General features: G+C 64.1%; 17 protein-coding genes. 3 read left to right on the top strand and 14 right to left on the bottom strand.

Annotated features, from left to right (window positions below):
* From ACEQZD_RS11055 to ACEQZD_RS10990, 14 genes are all read right to left on the bottom strand, one after another.
* On the bottom strand, positions 1–1,081 hold a 1,081-nt coding region (locus ACEQZD_RS11055; protein WP_370185441.1), incomplete at its 3' end, for an acyl-CoA dehydrogenase family protein.
* 10 nt (positions 1,082–1,091) lie between these two features.
* A complete protein-coding gene (locus ACEQZD_RS11050) occupies positions 1,092–2,291 on the bottom strand; it encodes an acyl-CoA dehydrogenase family protein (protein ID WP_142948372.1) in 1,200 nt (399 codons plus the stop codon).
* Between the two features lie 39 nt (positions 2,292–2,330).
* Positions 2,331–4,415, bottom strand: a complete 2,085-nt coding sequence (locus ACEQZD_RS11045; protein WP_142948371.1) for a 3-hydroxyacyl-CoA dehydrogenase NAD-binding domain-containing protein — start codon at positions 4,413–4,415, stop codon at positions 2,331–2,333.
* A 409-nt stretch (positions 4,416–4,824) separates the two neighbouring features.
* On the bottom strand, positions 4,825–5,988 hold the full coding sequence (locus ACEQZD_RS11040; protein ID WP_142948370.1) for an ABC transporter substrate-binding protein: 1,164 nt from the start codon (positions 5,986–5,988) through the stop codon (positions 4,825–4,827).
* Positions 5,989–6,054: 66 nt separating this feature from the next.
* The gene (locus ACEQZD_RS11035) at positions 6,055–6,762 is read right to left on the bottom strand and encodes an ABC transporter ATP-binding protein (RefSeq protein ID WP_142948369.1); all 708 of its coding nucleotides are present in this window, start codon (positions 6,760–6,762) and stop codon (positions 6,055–6,057) included.
* The gene (locus tag ACEQZD_RS11030; RefSeq protein WP_142948368.1) at positions 6,749–7,516 is read right to left on the bottom strand and encodes an ABC transporter ATP-binding protein; all 768 of its coding nucleotides are present in this window, start codon (positions 7,514–7,516) and stop codon (positions 6,749–6,751) included. Before ACEQZD_RS11030 ends, ACEQZD_RS11035 begins: the two co-directional genes overlap by 14 nt.
* Positions 7,509–8,543, bottom strand: coding sequence for a branched-chain amino acid ABC transporter permease (locus ACEQZD_RS11025; protein ID WP_370185437.1), 1,035 nt, complete (start codon positions 8,541–8,543; stop codon positions 7,509–7,511). Before ACEQZD_RS11025 ends, ACEQZD_RS11030 begins: the two co-directional genes overlap by 8 nt.
* Complete coding sequence (locus ACEQZD_RS11020) at positions 8,543–9,406, bottom strand: branched-chain amino acid ABC transporter permease (RefSeq protein WP_142948366.1); 864 nt, start codon at positions 9,404–9,406, stop codon at positions 8,543–8,545. Before ACEQZD_RS11020 ends, ACEQZD_RS11025 begins: the two co-directional genes overlap by 1 nt.
* Before the next feature lie 116 nt (positions 9,407–9,522).
* Positions 9,523–11,199 carry a long-chain fatty acid--CoA ligase gene (locus tag ACEQZD_RS11015; RefSeq protein ID WP_370185435.1) on the bottom strand — a complete coding sequence of 559 codons (1,677 nt, stop codon included), beginning with the start codon at positions 11,197–11,199 and terminating at the stop codon, positions 9,523–9,525.
* Positions 11,200–11,506: 307 nt separating this feature from the next.
* Entirely contained in the window at positions 11,507–12,280 is a 774-nt protein-coding gene (gene surE, locus ACEQZD_RS11010; RefSeq protein WP_255442339.1) for a 5'/3'-nucleotidase SurE, read from the bottom strand.
* Between the two features lie 143 nt (positions 12,281–12,423).
* On the bottom strand, positions 12,424–13,479 hold the full coding sequence (locus ACEQZD_RS11005; protein WP_370185433.1) for a phosphotransferase family protein: 1,056 nt from the start codon (positions 13,477–13,479) through the stop codon (positions 12,424–12,426).
* A gap of 199 nt (positions 13,480–13,678) precedes the next feature.
* Complete coding sequence (locus tag ACEQZD_RS11000; RefSeq protein ID WP_370185431.1) at positions 13,679–14,443, bottom strand: SDR family NAD(P)-dependent oxidoreductase; 765 nt, start codon at positions 14,441–14,443, stop codon at positions 13,679–13,681.
* Positions 14,444–14,537: 94 nt separating this feature from the next.
* Positions 14,538–15,740: an acyl-CoA dehydrogenase family protein gene (locus ACEQZD_RS10995; protein ID WP_194855615.1), complete on the bottom strand. Its 1,203-nt coding sequence runs from the start codon at positions 15,738–15,740 to the stop codon at positions 14,538–14,540.
* Between the two features lie 110 nt (positions 15,741–15,850).
* The gene (locus ACEQZD_RS10990) at positions 15,851–16,486 is read right to left on the bottom strand and encodes a TetR family transcriptional regulator (RefSeq protein WP_370185429.1); all 636 of its coding nucleotides are present in this window, start codon (positions 16,484–16,486) and stop codon (positions 15,851–15,853) included.
* Positions 16,487–16,610: 124 nt separating this feature from the next.
* Here ACEQZD_RS10990 and ACEQZD_RS10985 point away from each other — a divergent pair, with 124 nt between their 5' ends.
* The 3 genes from ACEQZD_RS10985 to ACEQZD_RS10975 form a co-directional block, all read left to right on the top strand.
* Positions 16,611–17,879, top strand: a complete 1,269-nt coding sequence (locus tag ACEQZD_RS10985) for an efflux RND transporter periplasmic adaptor subunit (protein WP_370185427.1) — start codon at positions 16,611–16,613, stop codon at positions 17,877–17,879.
* Between the two features lie 12 nt (positions 17,880–17,891).
* Positions 17,892–21,017, top strand: coding sequence for an efflux RND transporter permease subunit (locus ACEQZD_RS10980; RefSeq protein ID WP_142948359.1), 3,126 nt, complete (start codon positions 17,892–17,894; stop codon positions 21,015–21,017).
* Positions 21,014–21,599 (top strand): TolC family protein (locus ACEQZD_RS10975; protein WP_370185425.1); only part of this gene is annotated, 586 nt, incomplete at its 3' end. The genes ACEQZD_RS10980 and ACEQZD_RS10975, both read left to right, overlap by 4 nt.

Below are 21,599 nucleotides of genomic sequence, written 5' to 3'. Positions count from 1 at the left end.
AGTGGTCGATCATGACGATACGCTTGGCGTAATGGGAGACCGGGGTCTCTTCCATCATGCCCATGCCGCCGAACAGCTGGATCGCTTCCTCGGCGACCTTGCGGCCGGATTTGCCGACCTGGGCCTTGGCGGCGGAGATGCGCTTTTTGCGCAGTTGCGGCTCCACGTCGAGGCTGCAGGCGGCGAGCATGGTGATGGAACGTACTTTTTCCAGCTCCATGCGCATTTCCACCATGCGGTGCTGCAGGGCCTGGAACTTACCGATCGGCACGCCGAACTGCTGGCGTTCCTTGATGTAGTCCAGGGTCTGGTCGCAGGCCACTTCCATGGCGCCGGAGGCTTCCGCGCACAGGGTGATCAGCGCCAGGTCCAGAGTCGCTTCCAGGGCGTCGAGGGCCTTGCCTTCGTCGCCGAGCAGCGCGTCGGCGCCGACTTTCACGTCCTTGAAGGTGATGTCGGCGGCGTGCAGGCCGTCGATGGTCGGGTAGCCGCGGCGGCTGACGCCGTCAGCGCCGGCGTCGACGATGAAGGCGCTGAGGCCGTCTTTGTCGTTGCCGCTGCCGCCGGTGCGGGCGATCACCACCAGCTGGTCGGCGCTGTCACCGTGCAGGACCACGGCTTTCTCGCCGTTGATCACGTAGCCGTCGCCGTCTTTCTTGGCGCTGGTTTCCACGAAACGGTGGTCGTAGCGACCCTTGGTTTCGTAGTTGGCCAGGGCGAAGCGGGTCTCACCGCCGATGATGGCCGGCAGGTACTGCTCTTTCTGGGCGTCGTTGCCGAGCTTGTCGATCAGCACGCCGGACAGCACCACGGTGGCCAGGTAGGGTTCCACCACCAGGCCGCGGCCGAAGCCTTCGGCCACCACCCTCAGTTCCGGGCCGCCGCCGTTGAAGCCGCCGGCCTCTTCGGAGAACGGCACGCCCAGCAGGCCCAGTTCGGCGAACTGGGTCCAGGTGTCGGTGCTGAAGCCGTGCTCTGATTCCAGTGCCTTGTTGCGGGCGTCGAAGGTGTAGCTGTCACGGACCAGACGACCCACGGTCTCTTCGAGCATGCGCTGCTCGTCGCTGAATTTGAAATCCATGTTCGTCTCCTTACAGACCGAGAATCATCTTGGAGATGATGTTCTTCTGAATTTCGTTGGAGCCCCCGAAAATGGAGAGCTTGCGGAAGTTGAAGTAACGGCTGGCCACGGACCCGGCGAACTCGGGGCCGACGGTCTCGCCGTCGAAATCACCGGCCAGCTGTTCCGGCAGGAACGGCAGCGCGTGCGGGCCGGCGGCGCGGCGGAACAGATCGGTGATCTCCTGGCGCAGCTCGGTGCCCATGATCTTCAGGAAGGAGCTTTCCGCGCCCGGTACACCACCGGCTTCGGCGGCGGCCACGGTGCGCAGGTTGGTCATTTCCAGGGACATCAGCTCCATTTCCACGTCCGCCAGGCGGCTGCGGAAGTGCGGCTCTTCGATCAGCGGCTTGCCGTTGACCTGCTGCTCGCGGGCCACCTGCTTAAGGTGCGCCAGGGCGGCCTTGGAGCTGCCCACGCCGGCAATGCCGGTACGCTCGAAGGTGAGCAGGTACTTGGCGCAGGTCCAGCCTTTGTTTTCTTCGCCGACCAGGTTTTCCACCGGCACTTTGACGTCGTCGAAGAACACTTCGTTGACTTCATGCTCGCCGTCCAGGGTGATCAGCGGACGCACGGTGATGCCTTCGCTTTTCTCCATGTCGATGAGCAGGAAGGAAATGCCTTCCTGTTTCTTGGCGTCCGGGTCGGTGCGCACCAGGCAGAAAATCATGTTGGCGTGCTGGCCCAGGGTGGTCCAGGTCTTCTGGCCGTTGACGATGTAGTGGTCACCGTCGCGCACGGCGCGGGTTTTCAGGCCGGCCAGGTCGGAACCGGCGCCCGGCTCGGAGTAACCCTGACACCACCAGTCGTCGCTGCGCAGGATGCGCGGCAGGTAGTAGTCCTTCTGCTCCTGGGTGCCGAACTTGATGATCACCGGGGCGACCATGTTGACGCCGAACGGCAGCACGGTGGGGGCGCCGGCTTCCGCGCACTCTTCTTCGAAGATGTGCTTCTGGATCGGGCTCCAGCCGGTGCCGCCGTACTCTTTCGGCCAGTGCAGGGCCAACCAGCCCTGCTCGTTGAGAATTTTCTGCCAGCGGATGGTGTCTTCCTTGCCAAGGCGCTTGTGCTCTTTCACCTTGCTGGAAATGTCCTTGGGCAGCTTTTCGTTCAGGAAGGTACGCACTTCGTCACGGAAGGCGCGCTCTTCGGCGGTGTAATTAATGTCCATAATAACCTCTGTGTCTTAGGCGGCTTAGGGGCTTCGCGTTCAGCTGTAGAAGCCCTTGCCTTCTTTAGCCAGTTTTTCCAGCAGCGCGGCCGGCTTCCAGGTGTCGGAGCCGGTTTCCTGGTGAATCTGGCTCACCTTGTCGTAAATGGTCTTGAGGCCCACGGAATCGGCCCAGAACAGGACGCCACCGCGGTACACCGGGAAGCCGTAGCCGTAGATCCAGATCACGTCCACGTCCAGCGGGCGGGCGGCAATGCCCTCTTCCAGGATCTTGGCGCCCTCGTTGACCATGATGTACATGCAGCGCTCGAGGATTTCCTGGTCGGAGATGTCCCGGGACTGGATGCCGTTCTCTTCGCGGAATTTAGCGATCAAGGCGTCGACTTCGGATGAAGGCACCGGGGTGCGGTCGCCTTCCTTGTAGTCGAACACGCCGGCCTGGGTCTTCTGACCGAGACGGCCCTGCTCCACCAGATCGTCGGTCCAGTTGCGCGGCGGCGCGTTGTCCGGGTCTTCCTTGCGCAGCTCTTCGCGGATGCGGTAGCCCACATCCATGCCGGCCAGGTCGGACATGGCGAACGGGCCCATCGGGAAGCCCAGGTCGAACAGCACTTTGTCCACCTGCGCCGGGTTGGCGCCTTCGTTGACCAGCTGTACCGCTTCCGCCTGACGCTTGTGCAGCATGCGGTTGCCGACGAAGCCGTGGCATACGCCCACCAGCACGCCGACCTTGCCGATGCGGCGGCTCAGGTCCATGACGGTGGCGACCACCTCGTCGGAGGTTTTCTCGCCGCGCACGTTTTCCAGCAGCTTCATGACGTTGGCGGGGCTGAAGAAGTGCATGCCCACCACGTCCTCGGGACGCTGGGTGAAGGAGGCGATGCGGTTCACGTCCAGGGTGGAGGTGTTGGTGGCGAGGATGGCGCCGGGCTTGCAGACCCGGTCCAGCTCGCTGAACACGGCTTTCTTGACGTCCATGTTCTCGAACACCGCTTCGATCACCAGGTCCACGTCGCCGAGGTCGTCGTAGCTGAGCGTGGGCTGGATCAGCGCCATGCGCTGCTCCACCTGTTCCTGGGTGATGCGGCCTTTCTTGGCGGTGTTCTCGTAGTTCTTGCGGATCACGGCGATGCCGCGTTCCAGGGCGTCTTCCTTCACCTCGAGAATCTTCACCGGGATGCCGGCGTTGGCGAAGTTCATGGCGATGCCGCCGCCCATGGTGCCGGCGCCGATGATGGCGGCGCTTTTCACGTCACGCTTGGCGGTGTCCTTGGGCAGGCCCGGTACCTTGGCCACTTCGCGCTCGGCGAAGAAGACGTGGCGCTGGGCGCGGGACTCGGGGCTCACCAGCAGCTCGGCGAACAGCTCGCGCTCGCGCTTCATGCCTTCGTCGAAGGGCAGTTCCACGGCGGCCTGGACCGCTTTGATGCAATGGAACGGCGCTTTGAAGCCGCGCTGTTTGCGGGCGATGGACTTCTCGTAGTTGGTGAACAGGTCCGCGTCTTCCTTCTTCACGTCCAGGTCGCGGATCTTGCGCAGCGGGGCGTTGTCGGCCACCAGCTTGCGGGCGTAAGCGAGCGCGCCTTCGAGCAGATCACCGCCGACCACTTCGTCGACGATGCCGACCTTGAAGGCGTCCTTGGCTTTCACCGGGTTGCCGCCGACGATCATGTCCAGGGCGGCCTTGGCGCCGACCAGACGGGGCAGACGCTGGGTGCCGCCGGCGCCGGGCAGCAGCCCCAGCTTCACTTCCGGCAGACCGACCTTGGCGGATTCCAGGGCGACGCGGTAGTCGCAGCCCAGGGCCACTTCCAGGCCGCCGCCCAGGGCGGTGCCGTGGATGGCGGCGATCACCAGCTTGTCGCTGCTTTCGTATTCGCTGATCACGTCCGGCAGGGCGGGCCCGGCGGGCGGCTTGCCGAATTCACGGATGTCGGCGCCGGCGGGGAAGGTGCGGCCTTCGCCGATCACCACCAGGGCTTTGGCCTGGTCGTCTTCCAGGCCCTGGCGCAGGCAGTTGACCAGCCCTTCGCGCACACCCTGACCCAGGGCGTTGACCGGCGGATAGTCGACGCCGATAACACCGATGTCGCCTTCAAGACGGTAGCTCACTACCTCGCTCATGATTCCTCCTTCAGCGGGGGACCCGCGGTGCGGCGGCCGGAGGGGCCGCGACGGCGCCGCGCATCCCGTGGAAACGGTTCTCTCCCGGACGCTTCAGTATAAGAAAATCCGGGCCATTATCAATTATTTCGGAATTAGGTTTTATCTAGCGGACCAACTCTGTTGTTGGCTACACCCTATGGGAGCGGACCTTGTGGGAGCGGGCCTTGCCCGCGAAAGGCAAGCTCCGCTTGCCGGCGGGATACCAGAGACGCTTAACGGCGGCACAAACAGCGTCTCTGGTATCCTGCCGGGTGGCTAAAGCCACCCTTTCGCGGGCAGGGCCCGCTCGCACAGCTCTCTATAACCATAAAAGGGCACCCTGATGGTGCCCTTTTATGGTTTTGCTTCACAGTGTGAGGCGCGGCGTTTACTCGGTGATTTCGGACAACTTGCGCAACACCACTTCGCCGTCGACCACTTCGGCGATCTGCGGGTCGGCGCCCAGGTTGCCGGCTTCGTCGATGCCGTCCACGTCGTAGGGGTTATGTTCCACGGACACTTTCTCCATGGCGGACGCGATGGCCGCGCGGATCGCCTTGGCGTCGTCCACGGTGCCGGCTTCCTGCATCGCCTGGGCGATCAGGTACATGGCGAAGTAGTTGTACGCGGTTTCAGACGTGGCCACGCCGTTGTGCTCTTTCTGCCACTTCTCGAGGAATAGCTTGGCGCCTTCGTTCTCGTACTTGTCCAGGGGTACCACGCCCACGGAGCCTTCCAGGGACTTGATGCCGCCGGATACCTTGGCCACTTCGTCCATCTTGGCCTGGTCCATCAGGATGAAGCCGCCCTTGAAGCCCAGTTCGCGGGCCTGACGCACCACCAGGCCGGTGGGCTCGGAGGCACCGCCGACGAACATGACGTCGGGATCCTCGGACAGCACCTTGCTGACGCCGGTGTAGAAGTCCGCGGACTTGTTGTAGTCCATCGGGTTCATGGCCGCGACTTCGCCGCCCAGCTCACGCCATACCGGCACGAATTCCTTGGTCCAGTACTTGGCGTAGTCGTGGGTGGCGTTGGCGACACCCAGTTTTTTGCCGAAGCGGTCCATGGTGATGCGCGAGAACGGCTCGATGTAGTCGGTGAAGTTGGGCGGAATCTTCACGGTCAGTTTGTTGCCCTTGGAGGTCACCGCCGGCACGGAGGTGTAGGACATCACCAGGAAGCCGTCACGCTCGTTGAACGCCTGCAGAGCGAAGGTGCCGCCGGAGTGCGGGGTGAAGATCACCGGCGCGTTGTACTGCTGCACCAGACGCTTGCCGTTCACGGCCGCCTGGCTGGGCGAGTACTTGTCGTCCAGGGACTGGATGTTGATGGTGTACTCTTCGCCATCGACGGTGATGCCGCCGGCGGCGTTGATTTCCTCGGCGGCCATGCGCAGGCCTTCCAGGGTGTTCTCACCGTACAGGGCGGCACCGCCGCTGAGCGGGCCGGTGAAGCCGATGTTCACTTCGTCGGCATGGGCCGCGCCACCGATGGCGAGGGCTACGGCGCTGGCGGCGGCCAGGCGACGGAAGGATTTCAATACTTTCATGCTCTTTCTCTCCCTTTCTTTATTGTTTGGGATGTGGTCGGAAATTAAGTGTGTTGCACGGCGCCCTCAGGCGCCGATGTAAGCTTTGCGTACTTCTTCGTTACCCAGCATGGCGTCGCGGTCGCCTTCCATCACCAGACGGCCGTTCTCCATCACGTAGGCTCGGGTCGCGATTTTCAGTGCCGCGAACGCGTTCTGCTCCGCCAGCAGCACCGAGGTGCCTTCCTTGTTGATGGTCTGCACGGCTTCGAACACCTGCTTGACCACCAGCGGCGCCAGACCCAGCGACGGCTCATCCAGCAGCAGCAGCTTGGGACGGCCCATCAGGGCGCGGCCGATCGCCACCATCTGCTGCTGACCGCCACTCAGGGAACCGGCGGGCTGATCCTTTTTCTCGTCTAAAATGGGGAACATTGCAAGGACATGCTCAAGGGTTTTTTTCATACCCGCCTTATCACGGCGGTGTACGTAGCCCCCCAGCCAGAGATTTTTCAGCACTGACATTTCGGGAAACAGCTTGCGGCCTTCCGGGCACTGCACCACGCCGGCCTGCACCAGCGCGGAGGGTTTGCGGCCGGTCACGTCCTCGCCGTTCAGGCTGATCTTGCCGGCGGACGCCTTGAGCAAACCGCTGATGGTGTTGAACAGGGTGCTCTTGCCGGCGCCGTTGGCGCCCAGCAGCACCACCAGCTCGCCCTGCTCCACGCTCATGGAAACGCCGTCCAGGGCCTTGAAGCTGTCGTACTTGGCGTCCACGTTCTCAAGCTTCAACATCTTCTTCACTCCCCAGATAAGCTTCGATGACCACCGGATTGGTCTTGATCTGTTCCGGCGTGCCTTCGGCGATCTTCTCGCCGTGGTCCAACACCATGATCTTGTCGGCCAGGCTCATGATCATGTCCATTTTGTGCTCGATCAGGCACACGGTGATGCCGTGGTCGACCATTTTGCGGATCAGCGCCGCCAGGTTTTCGGTCTCTTCCGGGTTGATGCCGCCGGCGGGCTCGTCGAGCAGCACCAGTTCCGGATCGGTGGCCATGGCCAGCGCGAACGCCACCCGCTTGCGCTCTTCCTGGGTGGTGTCGGCGATGTAGCGGTGGCCGATGTGGCTGAGACCGACGAAGTCCAGCACCTCGGCGGCTTTCGCCCGGCACTTCTTCTCTTCGTCGCGCAGCCGCTTGGAGTTGATGATCACGTCCCAGAGCCGCGATTGGGTACGCAGCCGGTGGCCGACGATCAGGTTGTCCAGCACCGTGGACTGCTCGAACAGCTTGGTGGTCTGGAAGGTCCGCGCGATACCGAGACGGGCAATGCGGTCCGGCGCCATGCCGGTGACGTCCATGCCGTTGAACTCGATGCTGCCGGAGGTGGGCGGCATGGCGCCGGCCACCAGGTTGAAGAAGGTGGTCTTGCCGGCGCCGTTGGGGCCGATGATCGCATTGATCTGGCCGGCGGCGAATTCCACGCTCACGTCGTTGACCGCGGCCAGGCCGCCGAAGCGCTTGGTGAGATTATTGATCTTAAGCATTGTCGCTGGCCTCCTTGGACGAAGTGGCGCTGTCGCCGACACGGGTCTGGCCTTCTTTGGCCGGCGCTTTGCTCGCCAGACGGCGGCCGCGCCAGGTCAGGAAGGTGCCGACCACGCCCTTGGGCATGAAGATCACCAGCAGTACCAGCATGGGACCGAAGACGATCATCCGGTACTCCTCGAACGACTGCACCGCCTGGGTCAGCCAGGTGATCGCCATGGTGCCCACCAGCGGGCCCATCAGCGTGCCGATACCGCCCACCAGCAGGTAGGTGATGATGTCGAAGGTGTGTACCACCTCGGCTTCCGCCGGGCCGATAAAGCGCACCACACCGGCGTACAGACCACCGGCGAGACCGGCGTAGACGGTGGAGAGCACGAACGCCAGTACCTTGTTGCGCATCAGGTTGATGCCCAGGGACTGGGCCAGGTCGTCACTGATACGGATGGCCAGGAAGGTGCGGCCCACCAGCGAGCTGGAAATACGGCTCACCAGCACGATCGCCAGCACCAGGAAGAACAGCACCAGATAGTAGAACGGCACGGTTTCGGTGAAGTCGATCAACCCGAAGCCTTCCGGCGGGGCGATGTTGATGATGCCCAGGGAGCCGTGGGTGAGCGCTTCCCACTTATCCAGCAGCAGGTAGATGATGAAGCCCACGCACAGGGTAAAGATGGCGAAGTAGTGTTCCTTGAGACGCAGGGACACGATGCCCACCAGGAAACCGAACACCGCCGAGAACACGCCGGAGGCGATAAAGGCGGGCCAGAACGCCCAGCCGTGATCCACGGTGAGGATCGCCACCACATAAGCGCCGATGGCGAAGAAGCCGCCGTGGGCCAGGTTCAACTGGCCGCAGAAGCCGGTGATGATGTTCAGGCCGTACACGGCGATGGCCCAGATAAAGGCCAGAGCCATCACGTAGATCTGGTATTCGCTGCCCGCGATCAGCGGGAAAATCAGGGCGAACGCCAACAGCACCACTTTCATGGCCGGGCTGGCGAAGAAGTTGGCAATGCGATCCATTAGCGCACCCCCTTGGTGAACAGGCCGGTGGGCTTGATGGAGAGAATCACCACCAGCAGAACAAAGGCAATCAGATCCTTATAGGTGCTGGAGACGTAGTAGCCGCCCAGCGCTTCGGCGAAGCCGATGATCAGACCGCCGACGATGGCGCCGGGGATGCTGCCCATGCCGCCGAGAATAATGATCACGAAGGCCTTCATGATCACCAGGTGGCCCATGGCCGGGTACACCAGGTTGATCGGCGCGAACAGGCTGGCGCCCACCGCCGCCAGGAAACCGGCGATGGCGAAGGTCATCATGGCCACGCGGTTGGCGTCGATGCCTACCAGGAAGGCGCCTTCCCGGTTCTGCGCCATGGCGATGATGGTGGAGCCGGTCATGGTCTTCTTTAGGTACAGGTGCAGCGCGCCCATGATCGAGAAGGCGCCGACAATGATCAGCAGCCGCTGGGCCGGCAGCACCAGGCCGCCGAATTCCAGAATGCCGGTGTACGGGGTCGGCATGCGGCGGAAATCGGAACCCCAGTGCATCTGCACCACCGCTTCCAGGAACAACAGGATGCCGATGGCGGCGATCTTGTCGTGGATCGGCGGCGCGTGCCGCAGCGGGTGGAAGACGAGACGCTCACAGAGCACCGACAGCACGGCCACGAAGAGGCCGGCGCCGAGCATGGCGATCCAGTAGTTGAGCCCCAGATCCACCATGATGTAGTAACTGATGTAGGCGCCCACCATGTAGAGAGCACCGTGGGCAAAGTTGGGAACGTGCAAAATGCCGTACACCAGGGTCAGACCCAGGGCCACGAGGCCGTAGATGCTGCCCAGGGTGAGGCCATTAAGCGCTTGCTGAAGAAACGCGTCCAAGGCTGAGCCTCCTGTTCGTGTTATTTGAGAAACAACCTCCCAGCGAGCGGCGAGGTCCCATCCGCGTCGTTCGAACTGCGGGAAGTTGTTTCAGCTTTTTTGGGTTTTTGGAATTGTCAGGCTTGTTGTTGCTGGTCAGCCCATTCCTCTTCCTGCATCGCGCGCCACATCACCTTGCCGGTGGGCGAGCGCGGCAGCTCATCGCGGAACTCGACGATCTGAGGCACCTTGTAGGCGGCCATCTGTTCCTTGCACCAGGCGATGATCTCGTCTTCGCTGACCTTGCCCTTGTGGTCGGCGGCCAGCACCACACAGGCTTTCACGGTTTCACCGCGGCGCTCGTGGGGGGCGGAGATGACACAGCTTTCCTGGATCGCGGGATGCCGGTACATAAGACTTTCGACCTCGGCGGGCCAAACTTTAAAACCGGACGCATTGATCATGCGTTTCACCCGGTCGACGATGAAGAAGTAGCCCTCTTCGTCGTAGTAGCCCATGTCGCCGGTGCGGAAGAAACGTTCGCCGTCGATTTCGATGAAGGCTTTCTGGGTTTCCAAGGGGCGGTTCCAGTAACCCTGGAAGATCTGCGGCCCGCGGGAGATGATCTCGCCCACTTCGCCGACGCCCATTTCCTTGCCGGTGTCCACGTCGATCACCCGTGAATCCACGTCAAAGACCGGAATGCCCAGACACTGCTTTTTGGGTTTTTCGGAGGGGTTGATATGGGTAGCGGCGATGGTTTCGGACAGGCCGTACCCTTCGATGTAACGCAGACCGGTAAGCTTGAACAGCTTATCGGACACCGCTTCGGGCATGGCCGCCCCGCCGCCGCCGATGTTCTCGAGGCTGGAGAGGTCGAAGCTTTCCACGTCCGGGTCGGAAAGCAGATCGATGGCCATGGTGACGATGTTGGTCCAGCTGGTGACCCGGTAGCGCTCGATCAGCTTGGCCGCGGTGCGGCGGTCCCAGCGGGTCATCAGCACGATGCAGGAGCCCACGAAAATGGGGCCGTTCATGGCGCCCTGCATGCCGGTGACGTGGAAATACGGCAGCGTGGACAGGGTCACGCCCTCGCGGCCGCCGCCGGAGCGCCAGGCGGCGCCGTGCACGCAGGTGGCCATCACCGAGCGATGGGTGTGCATGCAGCCCTTGGGCGCGCCGGTGGTGCCGGAGCTGTAGGGGAACACGGCCAGATCGTCCGGGCCCACCAGCAGTTCACCGGGCTGGTGACCGGCGCCCAGGGCGTCGCCCCAGGCGATGGTGCCGGCGGTGGAGAGCGGCTGCGCCGGGGCGGCCACCTCGGCGGGCAGGTCGAGGTCGGTCTGCGGGTGAATGTAGTCGCTGTAGGCGGCGACGATCACATGGCGCAGACGCTCATGGCCGATCAGCGGCTCGATGTGCGGGAACACTTCCTGGCTGCAGATGCACACGGAGGCCTGGGTGTCCTGCAGGTAGTGCTCGAGCTCGGCGCTGCGGTTCATCGGGTTGATCGGCACGACAATGGCGTTGGCGCGCAGAATGGCGTAGTAACCGATGATGAACTGCGGTGCGTTCTGCATGAACAGCATCACCCGGTCGCCTTTTTCCACGCCCAGGTGCTTCAGTTCGCCGGCCAGGGCGTCCACCTGCTGCTTGAGTTCCCGGTAGGTGATGGGCGCATCGTAGTAGATGATCGCGTTCTCATCCGGGTAGCGCAGCGCGGAAATTTCGAGGTTGCTGTAAAGGCTGGTTTCCGGAAGCTTGAGCTGGTGAGGCAGCCCCTCCGGCCAGACGGCAAAATGCCGATCAAACATGCCTGTGCTCTCCCTATATATTTTCTATATCGACGGCCGGCACCGGAAAACCGGTGCCGGCCGTTTGGATTGTTGTAAGGCCCGCGGAGACGCGGACAGTACCGGACCCTGACCCGCGCTTTTGTTAACGCGGATACAGAACCAGTACTGAAGTTGACCAAGCGGTCAATCTGACATGGCGCCCCTGGGGCGTCAATACTATTTTGGAATATGGTTTCGCATTCCGGGGGTCTCTGGAATCCTGCCGGGTGGCTTCGCCACCCTTTCGCGGGCAGGGCCCGCTCCTACAAGGTGCCTCGACCTTACGCTATCCGGGCAAAGGCCGGTCGCCTTGCTGGAAGCATTCATCCGCCAGCGCGTCATCGCAGCGGGTGGGCTGCAGGGGCATCACCGAGATGTGCCCATCGCGCAGGGCGACCACGTCGGATTGCGGGTGGTCGATGCTGGACGGACGGCGCTCGAACGACAGCCAGTGGTAGGCCAGCCCGCGGCCGTCGGTGCCGTGCACCAGGCGCGGCCCGGCGATGCCGCCGCCGATCTGCCGGGTGAAACGGCTGCCGCGCAGCTCGGCCACCGGCAGGTCCGGGAAGTTGATGTTCCAGCAGGCGCGCTGGTAGCCGTCCCGGTCGGCGCCGGCCTGCCACAGCTCGCGGATCAGACCGGCGGCGTAGCGGGTGGTGGGCGCGTAATCGATGGCGGCGCGGTCGACGAACGCCTGGCTCAGGGCGATGCCCGGCAGGCCCAGGTGGGCGGCGGCGAGCACCGCGCCGACGGTGCCCGAATACATCACCGAATCGCTCAGGTTGGCGCCGCAGTTGACGCCGGAGAGCACCAGATCCGGCGCCTCCTCCTCGAACCATTCCGCCATGGCGAACATCACGCAGTCCGCCGGCGTGCCGGACACCGCGAAGCGCCGCTCGCCGTGGTGGTAGACGCGCAGCGGCGTGTGCAGCGAAATGCCCTGCCCCACCCCGCTCTGGTCGTGCTCCGGCGCCACCACCCAGACTTCCTCGGCGAGCTGCGCGGCGATGTCCTCGGCGACCTTCAGGCCCGGCGCGTCGATGCCGTCATCATTGGTCAACAAAATCCTGCCAAACGGCCTCATATAAACCCCAAAAAAAGTTAATAGTTAACAGTTAATAGTGAATAGCGGGGCGGCTCCGTCGCTGTAGCCGTGCCACGGAGCCGCCCAACTTTTAACTGTTCACTGTTCACTGTTCACTGTCATTTATGTGTGCGTGCGATTTGCCAGCCGCGCTCGGCGATCAGCCCGGCCCGCTTGCCCACTTCCAGGGCGTTGCGGTTGCTGGCGTTGCCTTGCAGGGCGCGGGCGTAAACGCCTTGCAGAATAGCCGCGGAACGGAACAACGCAAAGGCCAGAAACACCGGCCAGTCGTTGATGCCATCGCGGTTGGCGCCTTCGCAGTAACGCTGCAGCAGGCTCTGCTCGTCGGGGATGCCGCGGGCGCGCAGATCCAGGCCGTCGAGGCCGCGCACGCCGTTCACGCCGTGGGGCATGTGGTACGGCAGGCAGCAATAGGCCAGGTCGGCGAGCGGGTGACCGATGGTGGCCAGTTCCCAGTCAAGCACCGCCACCACGTCAGGGGTGCGGTTATCCACCAACAGATTGCCGAGGCGGAAGTCGCCATGGGCGATGGCGGCGCTGTCATCCTGGGGAATATTGTCCGCCAGCCACGCCATCAGGTTATCCATGGCCGGCATTTCATCGGTCTTGGAGGCTTCGTACTGGGCGCTCCAGCGTTTCACCTGGCGCTCCACGTAGCCCTTGGGCTTGCCGAAATCGCCCAGGCCGGCGGCCTGGTAGTCGACGCTGTGCAGCTTGGCCAGGGTGTCGATCTTGTCGTTGTAGAGGTCGGCGCGCTGGTCCTTAGGCAGGGCTTCCAGCTGCGGCTGGGTGAACACCCGGCCGGGCACGAAATCCATCACGTAGAAGCTGGTGCCGATCACGTCATCGTCTTCGCACAGCAGGTGCATGGCCGGCACCGGCACCTCGCTGTGCTCGCCGAGCGCCTTCATGACGCGGTATTCCCGGTCCACCTGGTGGGCGGACGGCAGCACCTTGCCGGGCGGCTTCTTGCGCAGCACGTACTGGCGGTCGCCGCTCTGCAGCAAGTAGGTGGGGTTGGATTGCCCGCCCTGGAACTGGCGCACCTTGAGCGCGCCGTCGAGCAGGTTCTGCTGCTCCAGATACTCGGCGAGACGGCCCTCATCCAGGCGGTGCGCCTCCAGCACAGGGACGATTTCCGGTTGACCTTCCATAACTCTTCCTCGAATCACGTTCGCGGCGCCGCTGTGGGAGCGAGCCTGCTCGCGAAAGGGTGGCGAAGCCACCCGGCAGGATTCCAGAGACCTTGTTGGTAATCCGCTTTATAAAGCCTCTGGTATCCTGCCGGCCGGCGTTACCGGCCTTTCGCGGGCCGGGCCCGCTCCCACAAGAGCTGTTCCATAACGCCGGTCGCTAACAAATGGTTTCGCCGCCGTCGGCGACGATGGTCTGCCCGGTGACGTAGGCGCTGGCCGGGCTGGCCAGGAACAGCGCCACGCCGGCGATGTCCACCGGCTCGCCGATGCGCCGCACCGGGGTGCGCTCTTCGGCACGCTGGCGGCGCACCGGGTCCTCGGTGAGCGCCTTGGCGAAGTCGGTGCGCACCAGGCCGGGGGCGATGCTGTTGACGCGGATGTTGCGCGGGCCCCACTCCACCGCCAGGTTGCGCGCCAGGGCCGCTTCGGCGGCCTTGGAGACGCCGTAGGTGCCGATGGTGGCGTTGCCGCGCAGGCCGGCGATGCTGGAAATAATAATCACGTTGCCGCCGCCGTTCTTGTCCATCTCCGGCAGCACCCGGTTGCACAGCCAGAAGGTGCCCTTGGCGTTGGTGTCCATGATCTTGTCCCAGGCCTCGTCGGTGAGCTCGGAGGTGGGGCCGTAGACCGGGTTGGTGGCGGCGTTGCAGACCAGAATATCGATACGGCCGAAGGCGGCCAGGGTTTCGTCGACCAGGTTCATCAGGTCGTCTTTCTTGCCCACGTTGCAGGGCACGGCGATGGCCTCGCCGCCGGCGGCCTTGATCGCCTCGCAGACCTCATGGCAGGGCTCCGGCTTGCGGCTGGAGATCACCACCCTGGCGCCGGCGGCGGCCATTTCCTCGGCGATGGCCTTGCCGATGCCTTTGGTGGAGCCGGTGATCAGGGCGACCTTGCCTTTCAGATCGAAGAGCTTGCTCATGTGTTTCTCCTTCGGAGGGCTGCAAGCCTCAAGCTACAAGCTGCAAGCGGCCCCGTGCCGGCTTGTAGCTTGCGGCTTGTAGCTTGCGGCTGATTTATCGGTAGCGGCCCAGTTCCAGCTTGGCGATGGAGTCCAGATGCACTTCGTCGGGGCCGTCGGCCAGCCGCAGGGTGCGCAGGTTGGCCCAGGCGCTGGCCAGGAAGGTGTCCTGGCAGACGCCCAGGGCGCCGTGCACCTGAATGGCGCGGTCGACCACGTTGGCGGCCATTTCCGGGGCGATCACTTTGATCATGGCGATTTCCTGGCGGGCCACCTTGTTGCCGACGGTGTCCATCATGTGCGCCGCTTTCAGGGTCATCAGCCGGGCCTGCTCGATCTCCAGGCGCGAGCGGGCGATGTTCTTGCGGATCGAGTCGAACTGGGACAGCTTGCGGCCGAACGCTTCGCGCTCTTCCACCCGCTTGCACATGGCTTCCAGGGCGCGCTCGGCGACGCCGATGGAGCGCATGCAGTGGTGGATACGGCCCGGGCCCAGGCGGCCCTGGGCGATTTCGAAGCCGCGGCCTTCGCCGAGAATCAGGTTGCTGGCCGGCACCCGCACGTCGGTGAAGGTGATTTCCGCGTGGCCCTTGGGGGCGTGGTCGTAGCCGAACACGTGCAGGGCGCGCTCGATCTTCACGCCGGGGGTGTCCAGCGGTACCAGAATCTGTGACTGCTGCTGGTGGCGCGGCGCGTCCGGGTCGCTCTTGCCCATCACGATGGCGATCTTGCACTCGCTGGACATGGCGCCGGAGGACCACCATTTGCGGCCGTTGATCACGTAGTCGTCGCCGTCACGCTTGATCTCGGTGCAGATGTTGGTGGCGTCGGACGAGGCCACCGCCGGTTCGGTCATCGAGAAGCAGGAGCGGATTTCGCCGTTGAGCAGCGGCTTGAGCCACTGTTCCTGCTGTTCCGGGGTGCCGTAGCGGGCCAGCACTTCCATGTTGCCGGTGTCCGGCGCCGCGCAGTTGAAGATTTGCGGGGCGATGGCGCTGCGGCCCATCACTTCACACAGGTGGGCGTAGTCGTAGTTGCTGAGGCCGGCGCCGTGCTCGCTTTCCGGCAGGAACAGGTTCCAGAGCCCTTCGGCTTTGGCCTTGTTCTTCAGTTCCTTGATGATCGGCGGCGGGGTCCAGCGGTCGTCGCTGTTGCCGTGCTGTTCGGCGTAGACGGCCTCGGCGGGGTACACATGGGCGTCCATGAAGGCGACAAGCTGGTCATACAGGGCCTGGGCCCGGTCGGAAAGGGGCAACATCGGGGGGCTCTCCTCGAGGTTATCTCGTGTTTATTCTGGCATTCGAATCGGCCCCGAAATGTGGCATGACCGGATGGTCGCGTCAAATTTTTCGGAACGATGTTCCGAAATTACTGACCGGACAGGGAGGGGCATTCGCGCAGGCTGCCGAGGTAGCAGTCGACGAAGTGCTCGGCTTCGGCTTCCAGGTCGAAGGAGTCGGGGATCAGCAGCCAGGTGTAGAGCATGCCGGTCATCTGCACGTGCAACATGGTGATGGCACGCTCGATGTTGAGGGTGTCGGGCAGCTGGCCCTGGGCGATGGCGTTATTGAGGGTGCGGCGGATCTTGTCCGAGCCGTCCATGTAGGTTTCCTGCTGGCGGGCCATGAGCGGGTCGGTCTTGGCGGTGAACTCGCATTTGTGGAAGATAATTTCAAACACGCGTTTCCGGCACGGATCTCGCACGGTATCGTGGAGCACGTAAACCAGCAGCTCGCGGAGCTTGCCCAGCGGGTCGGTCTCGTCCGGGCTTTCCGCCTGTTGGGAGAGGGATTCCATGGGCAGACGGTGCCGTTCGGTCATGGCGACGAAGACATCGTGCTTGTTCTTGAAATGCCAGTAGATCGCACCACGGGTGACGCCCGCCTCCTCGGCGATGTCACTCAGGGACGAGCGGGACACCCCTTTCTCGTGAAACACGCGCTCGGCGGCATCGATGATTTGCTCGCGGGTTTCGAGGGCTTCCGCCTTGGTGCGCCTGGCCATCGGCTGCTCCTGGGTCGTTCGTGGCTAAGGATTCATGCTTTATTCACTATACATACGTTTCTGAATGTATGTATACTCCCAAGCTGTTTTTCCATCCGCTTTTAATAGAAAAACCGAGGTTCCCATGCGCACAGCTCCGGTTGCTTTACCGATTGCCTTATTTCTCAGTCTCGCCCTCGCGGCCTGCGGCGGCGACGACCAGGCGGGTGGCGAACAACCGCCGCCGGAAGCCGGCTTTATCACCGTTGAACCGGAGCCGTTCACCATCACCAGCGAGTTGCCCGGCCGCACCACCCCGCACCAGGTGGCCGAGGTGCGCCCGCAGGTCAACGGCATCATCGAAGAGCGGCTGTTCGAGGAAGGCCAGCTGGTGGAAAAAGGCGCGCCGCTCTACCGCATCGACGACAGCCTCTACCAGGCGGACGTGGAAAGCGCCCGGGCCGAGCTGGCGCGCGCCCAGGCGACCCTGAAGTCCACCCGGCTGCGCGCCCAGCGGTTCGAGAAGCTGCTGGATATGAAAGCGGTGAGTCAGCAGGAGTATGACGAGGCGGAAGCGGCGCTGGGCGAGAACCAGGCCCAGGTGGCCTCGGCCCGGGCGGCGCTGAGCAGCGCCCGCACCAACCTGGACTACACCACCCTGGAAGCACCGATCAGCGGCCGCATCGGCCGTTCCACGGTGACCGCCGGGGCGCTGGTGACCGCCAACCAGGCGCAATCCCTGGCGACCATCCGTCAGCTGGACCCGATTTACGTGGACCTGACCCAGTCCGCCCGTGAGCTGCGCCGTCTGCGCCAGGCGCTGGAAAACGGCGAGCTGGAAAAAGTCGGCGAGGACGAAGCGCGGGTCACCCTGCTGATGGAAGACGGCAGCGAGTATCAGGAAGAAGGCGTGCTGCAGTTCTCCGAATACGCGGTGGAAGAAAGCACCGGCTCGGTGACCCTGCGGGCCCTGTTCCCCAACCCGGACGGCGACCTGCTGCCGGGCATGTTCGTGCGCGCCAAGCTGCCCGAGGGCGAGCGCAGCGAGGCGATTCTGGTGCCGCAGAAAGGCATCGCCCGGGATTCCACCGGCCAGGCCACCGCCATGGTGATCAACGACAACGACCAGGTGGAGCGGCGCAACGTGACCACCGAACGCGCCGTGGGCAACCGCTGGCTGATCGCCGAAGGCCTGAACGGCGGCGACCGGTTAATCGTGGAAGGCCTGCAGAAAGTCCAGCCGGGCATGACAGTGAAGCCGGTGAAGGTGGACGAGGAAGACGTCGAAGCCGGCCCGCAAATGGAGAAAGGCGAAACCCCGCCGGAGCAGAAGCAGAAAGAGCAGCAGGAAGGGCTCGACGGCGAGAACCCGGCCTCCAGTGGCACCCAGTCGGGTGGCGGCGACAACCAGTAATCGGGGATTATCATGGCACGCTTTTTTATCGACAGACCGATTTTCGCCTGGGTGATCGCCATCGTGATGATGCTCGCCGGGGTGCTTTCGATCTACAACCTGCCGGTGGAGCAGTACCCCACCGTGGCGCCGCCGGAAGTGACCATCGAGGCCACCTACCCGGGGGCGTCGGCGAAGGTGGTGGAAGACTCGGTCACCCAGGTGATCGAGCAGCAGATGAACGGCATCGACAACCTGCTGTACATCACCTCCACCAGTGATTCGGCGGGCAACGCCCAGATCGCGATCACCTTCGCGCCGGGCACCAACCCGGACATCGCCCAGGTGCAGGTGCAGAACAAGCTGCAGCTGGCCACCCCGCTGCTGCCGCAGGAAGTGCAGCAACAGGGTGTGCAGGTGACCAAGTCCTCGGACTCGTTCCTGATGGTGATGGCGTTCAACTCCAAGGACGGCTCCATGAGCCGTTCGGACCTGGCCGACTTCGTCGCCGCCAATGTGCAGGACCCGATGAGCCGGGTGCAGGGCGTGGGCCAGATCCAGCTGTTCGGCTCGCAGTACGCGATGCGCATCTGGCTGAACCCGGACGACCTGAACCAGTACAACCTGACCCCGGCGGATGTGATCGCCGCGGTGGAAGCGCAGAACAACCAGGTGGCCGGCGGCCAGCTGGGCGGCGCCCCGGCGGTGGAAGGCCAGCAGCTGAACGCCTCGATCATCGCGCAAACGCGGCTGGAGGACCCGGACGAGTTCAAGCAGATTCTGCTGCGCGTCAACGACGACGGCTCGCGGGTGCTGCTGGGTGACGTGGCCCGGGTCGAGCTGGGTTCGGAAAACTATCAGGTGCAGGGCCGCTTCAACGGTTCGCCGGCGGCGGGCCTGGGTATCAACCTGGCGACCGGCGCCAACGCCCTGGACACCGCCGAGGCGGTGCGCGCCAAGCTGGAAGAGCTGCGCCCGCTGTTCCCGGACAACATCGAGGTCTCCTACCCCTACGACACCACCCCGTTCGTGGAAATCTCGATCATGGAGGTGGTGAAAACCCTGTTTGAAGGCATCGCCCTGGTGTTCCTGGTGATGTTCCTGTTCCTGCAGAATTTCCGCGCCACGCTGATTCCCACCATCGCGGTGCCGGTGGTGTTGCTGGGCACCTTCGCGATTCTGCTGGCGTTCGGCTTCACGGTGAACACCCTGACCATGTTCGGCATGGTGCTGGCCATCGGCCTGTTGGTGGACGACGCCATCGTGGTGGTGGAGAACGTGGAACGGGTAATGGTGGAGGACGGCCTCTCGCCACGGGAAGCGACGCGCAAATCCATGGGCCAGATCACCGGCGCGCTGGTGGGCATCGCCCTGGTGCTGTCGGCGGTGTTTATTCCCATGGCGTTCTTCCCCGGCTCCACCGGCGCCATTTACCGCCAGTTCTCGATCACCATTGTCTCCGCCATGGTGCTGTCGGTGCTGGTGGCGTTGATCCTGACGCCGGCGCTGTGCGCCACCATGCTCAAGCCGATCCACGCCGACCATCAGAAAACCAAGGGCTTCTTCGGCTGGTTCAACCGCAACTTCGACCGCGCCAGCCGCGGCTACCAGGGCAAGGTGGAGAAGATTCTCGGCCGCCGTGGCCGCTACCTGCTGATCTACGTGGCGATTGTCGGCGTGCTGGCGTTCGCCTTCATGCGCCTGCCCTCGGCGTTCCTGCCCGAGGAAGACCAGGGCATCATGCTGACCCAGGTGCAGCTGCCGGTGGGTTCCACCCAGGGGCAGACCATCGAAGTGCTGAAGAAGATGGAGAACTACTTCCTCAATGAGGAACAGGGCGCGGTGGAATCGATCTTCACCGTGGCCGGCTTCAGCTTCGCCGGCCGGGGCCAGAACTCGGGCATCGCCTTCGTGCGCCTGAAGGACTGGTCGGAACGGGACCTCTCCGAGGACGGCGTGCAGCATGTGGTGCAGCGCGCCATGGGCTACTTCTCGACGATTCGCGAGGCGGTGATCTTCGCCCTCAACCCGCCGTCGATTCCGGCGCTGGGCACCTCCGACGGCTTTAACTTCCAGTTGCAGGATCAATCCGGGCTGGGCCACGAGGCGCTGTCCGAGGCCCGCGACCAGCTGCTGGCGGCCGCCAATCAGCACCCGGCGTTGACCGGCGTGCGCCACAACGGCCTGGCGGATACGCCCCAGTACAAGCTCAACGTGGACCGCGCGGAAGCGCAGGCGATGGGCATCTCGCTGTCGCAGATCAACAACACCCTGGCGGTGGCCTGGGGCTCCAGCTACGTCAACGACTTCGTCGACCGGGGCCGGGTGAAACGGGTCTATGTGCAGGGCGACGCGCCCTTCCGCATGCTGCCCGAGGACATCGGCGACTGGTACGTGCGCAACGACACCGGCGAAATGGTGCCGTTCTCGGCCTTCGCCAGCGGCGAGTGGATTTACGGCTCGCCGCAGCTGGAGCGCTACAACGGCCTGTCGTCGATGAACATCCAAGGCAACGCGGCGGCCGGCTACAGTACCGGTGACGCCATGGCGGCGATGGAATCGCTGGCGGCGGACCTGCCGGCGGGCATCGGCTACGAATGGACCGGGCTGTCGTTCCAGGAGCGCCAGTCCGGCAACCAGGCGCCGCTGCTGTACGCGCTGTCGCTGCTGGTGGTGTTCCTGAGCCTGGCGGCGCTCTATGAAAGCTGGTCGATTCCGTTCGCGGTGATGCTGGTGGTGCCGCTGGGCATTATCGGCGCGGTACTCGGCGCCACCCTGCGCGGGCTGGAAAACGACGTGTTCTTCCAGGTGGGGCTGCTGACCACCATCGGCCTGTCGGCGAAGAACGCGATTCTGATCGCGGAATTCGCCAAGGATCTGGAGGACCAGGGCCGCGCCCTGCTGGACGCCACCCTGGAGGCGACCCGCATGCGGCTGCGTCCGATTCTGATGACGTCGCTGGCGTTCGGCCTCGGTGTGACGCCGTTGATGCTGAGCAGCGGCGCCGGCTCCGGCGCGCGTAACGCCATCGGTACCGGCGTGTTCGGCGGCATCACCGCCGCCACGGTGCTGGCGATCTTCTTTATCCCGCTGTTCTACGTGGTGGTGCGCAAATTGTCCGGCGTGCCGCTGACCGGCAAGAAAGAGGTGCGAGAATGAACCGCAAAGCCCTGACCGCGCTGTTCGCCACCCTGGCCGTGGCCGGCTGCACCCTGGCGCCGGACTACCAGCAGCCGGAGTCGCCGGTGCCGGCCACCGCCGGCGACAATCAGCGGATCGCCGAGGAACTGGTGCTGCCGGGCTGGGAAGCCCTGTTCCAGGACCCGCAGCTGCAGCAGCTGATCCGCACCGCGCTGAGCAACAACCGGGACCTGCGCCTGGCGCTGCTGGACGTGGCCGAGGCGCGCGCCCAATACCGCATCGAGGGCGCGGCGCTGTACCCGGAGCTGTCCGTGGACGGCGAAGGCAGCCGCCAGCGCCTGCCGGCGGACCTGAGCCAGACCGGCGACAGCGAGATCCAGACCCAGTACAGCGTGGGCCTGGGCGTGGCCGCCTACGAGGTGGACCTGTTCGGCCGCCTGCGCAGCCTCAAGCAGTCCGCGCTGCAGCAGTACCTGGCCACCGAGGAGGCGCGCCGCAGCGCCCACATCACGCTGGTGTCGGAGGTGGCGAACGCCTACCTGACGCTGCAGGCGGACCGCCGCAATCTGCGCATCAGCCGGGAAACCGTGGAAGCCCAGC

This window comes from Alloalcanivorax sp. (genome assembly GCF_964221125.1).
GTDB classification, from domain to species: domain Bacteria; phylum Pseudomonadota; class Gammaproteobacteria; order Pseudomonadales; family Alcanivoracaceae; genus Alloalcanivorax; species Alloalcanivorax venustensis.
Note: the sequence above shows the minus strand (reverse complement) of the source record. Positions and strands in the feature narration are given on the sequence as shown.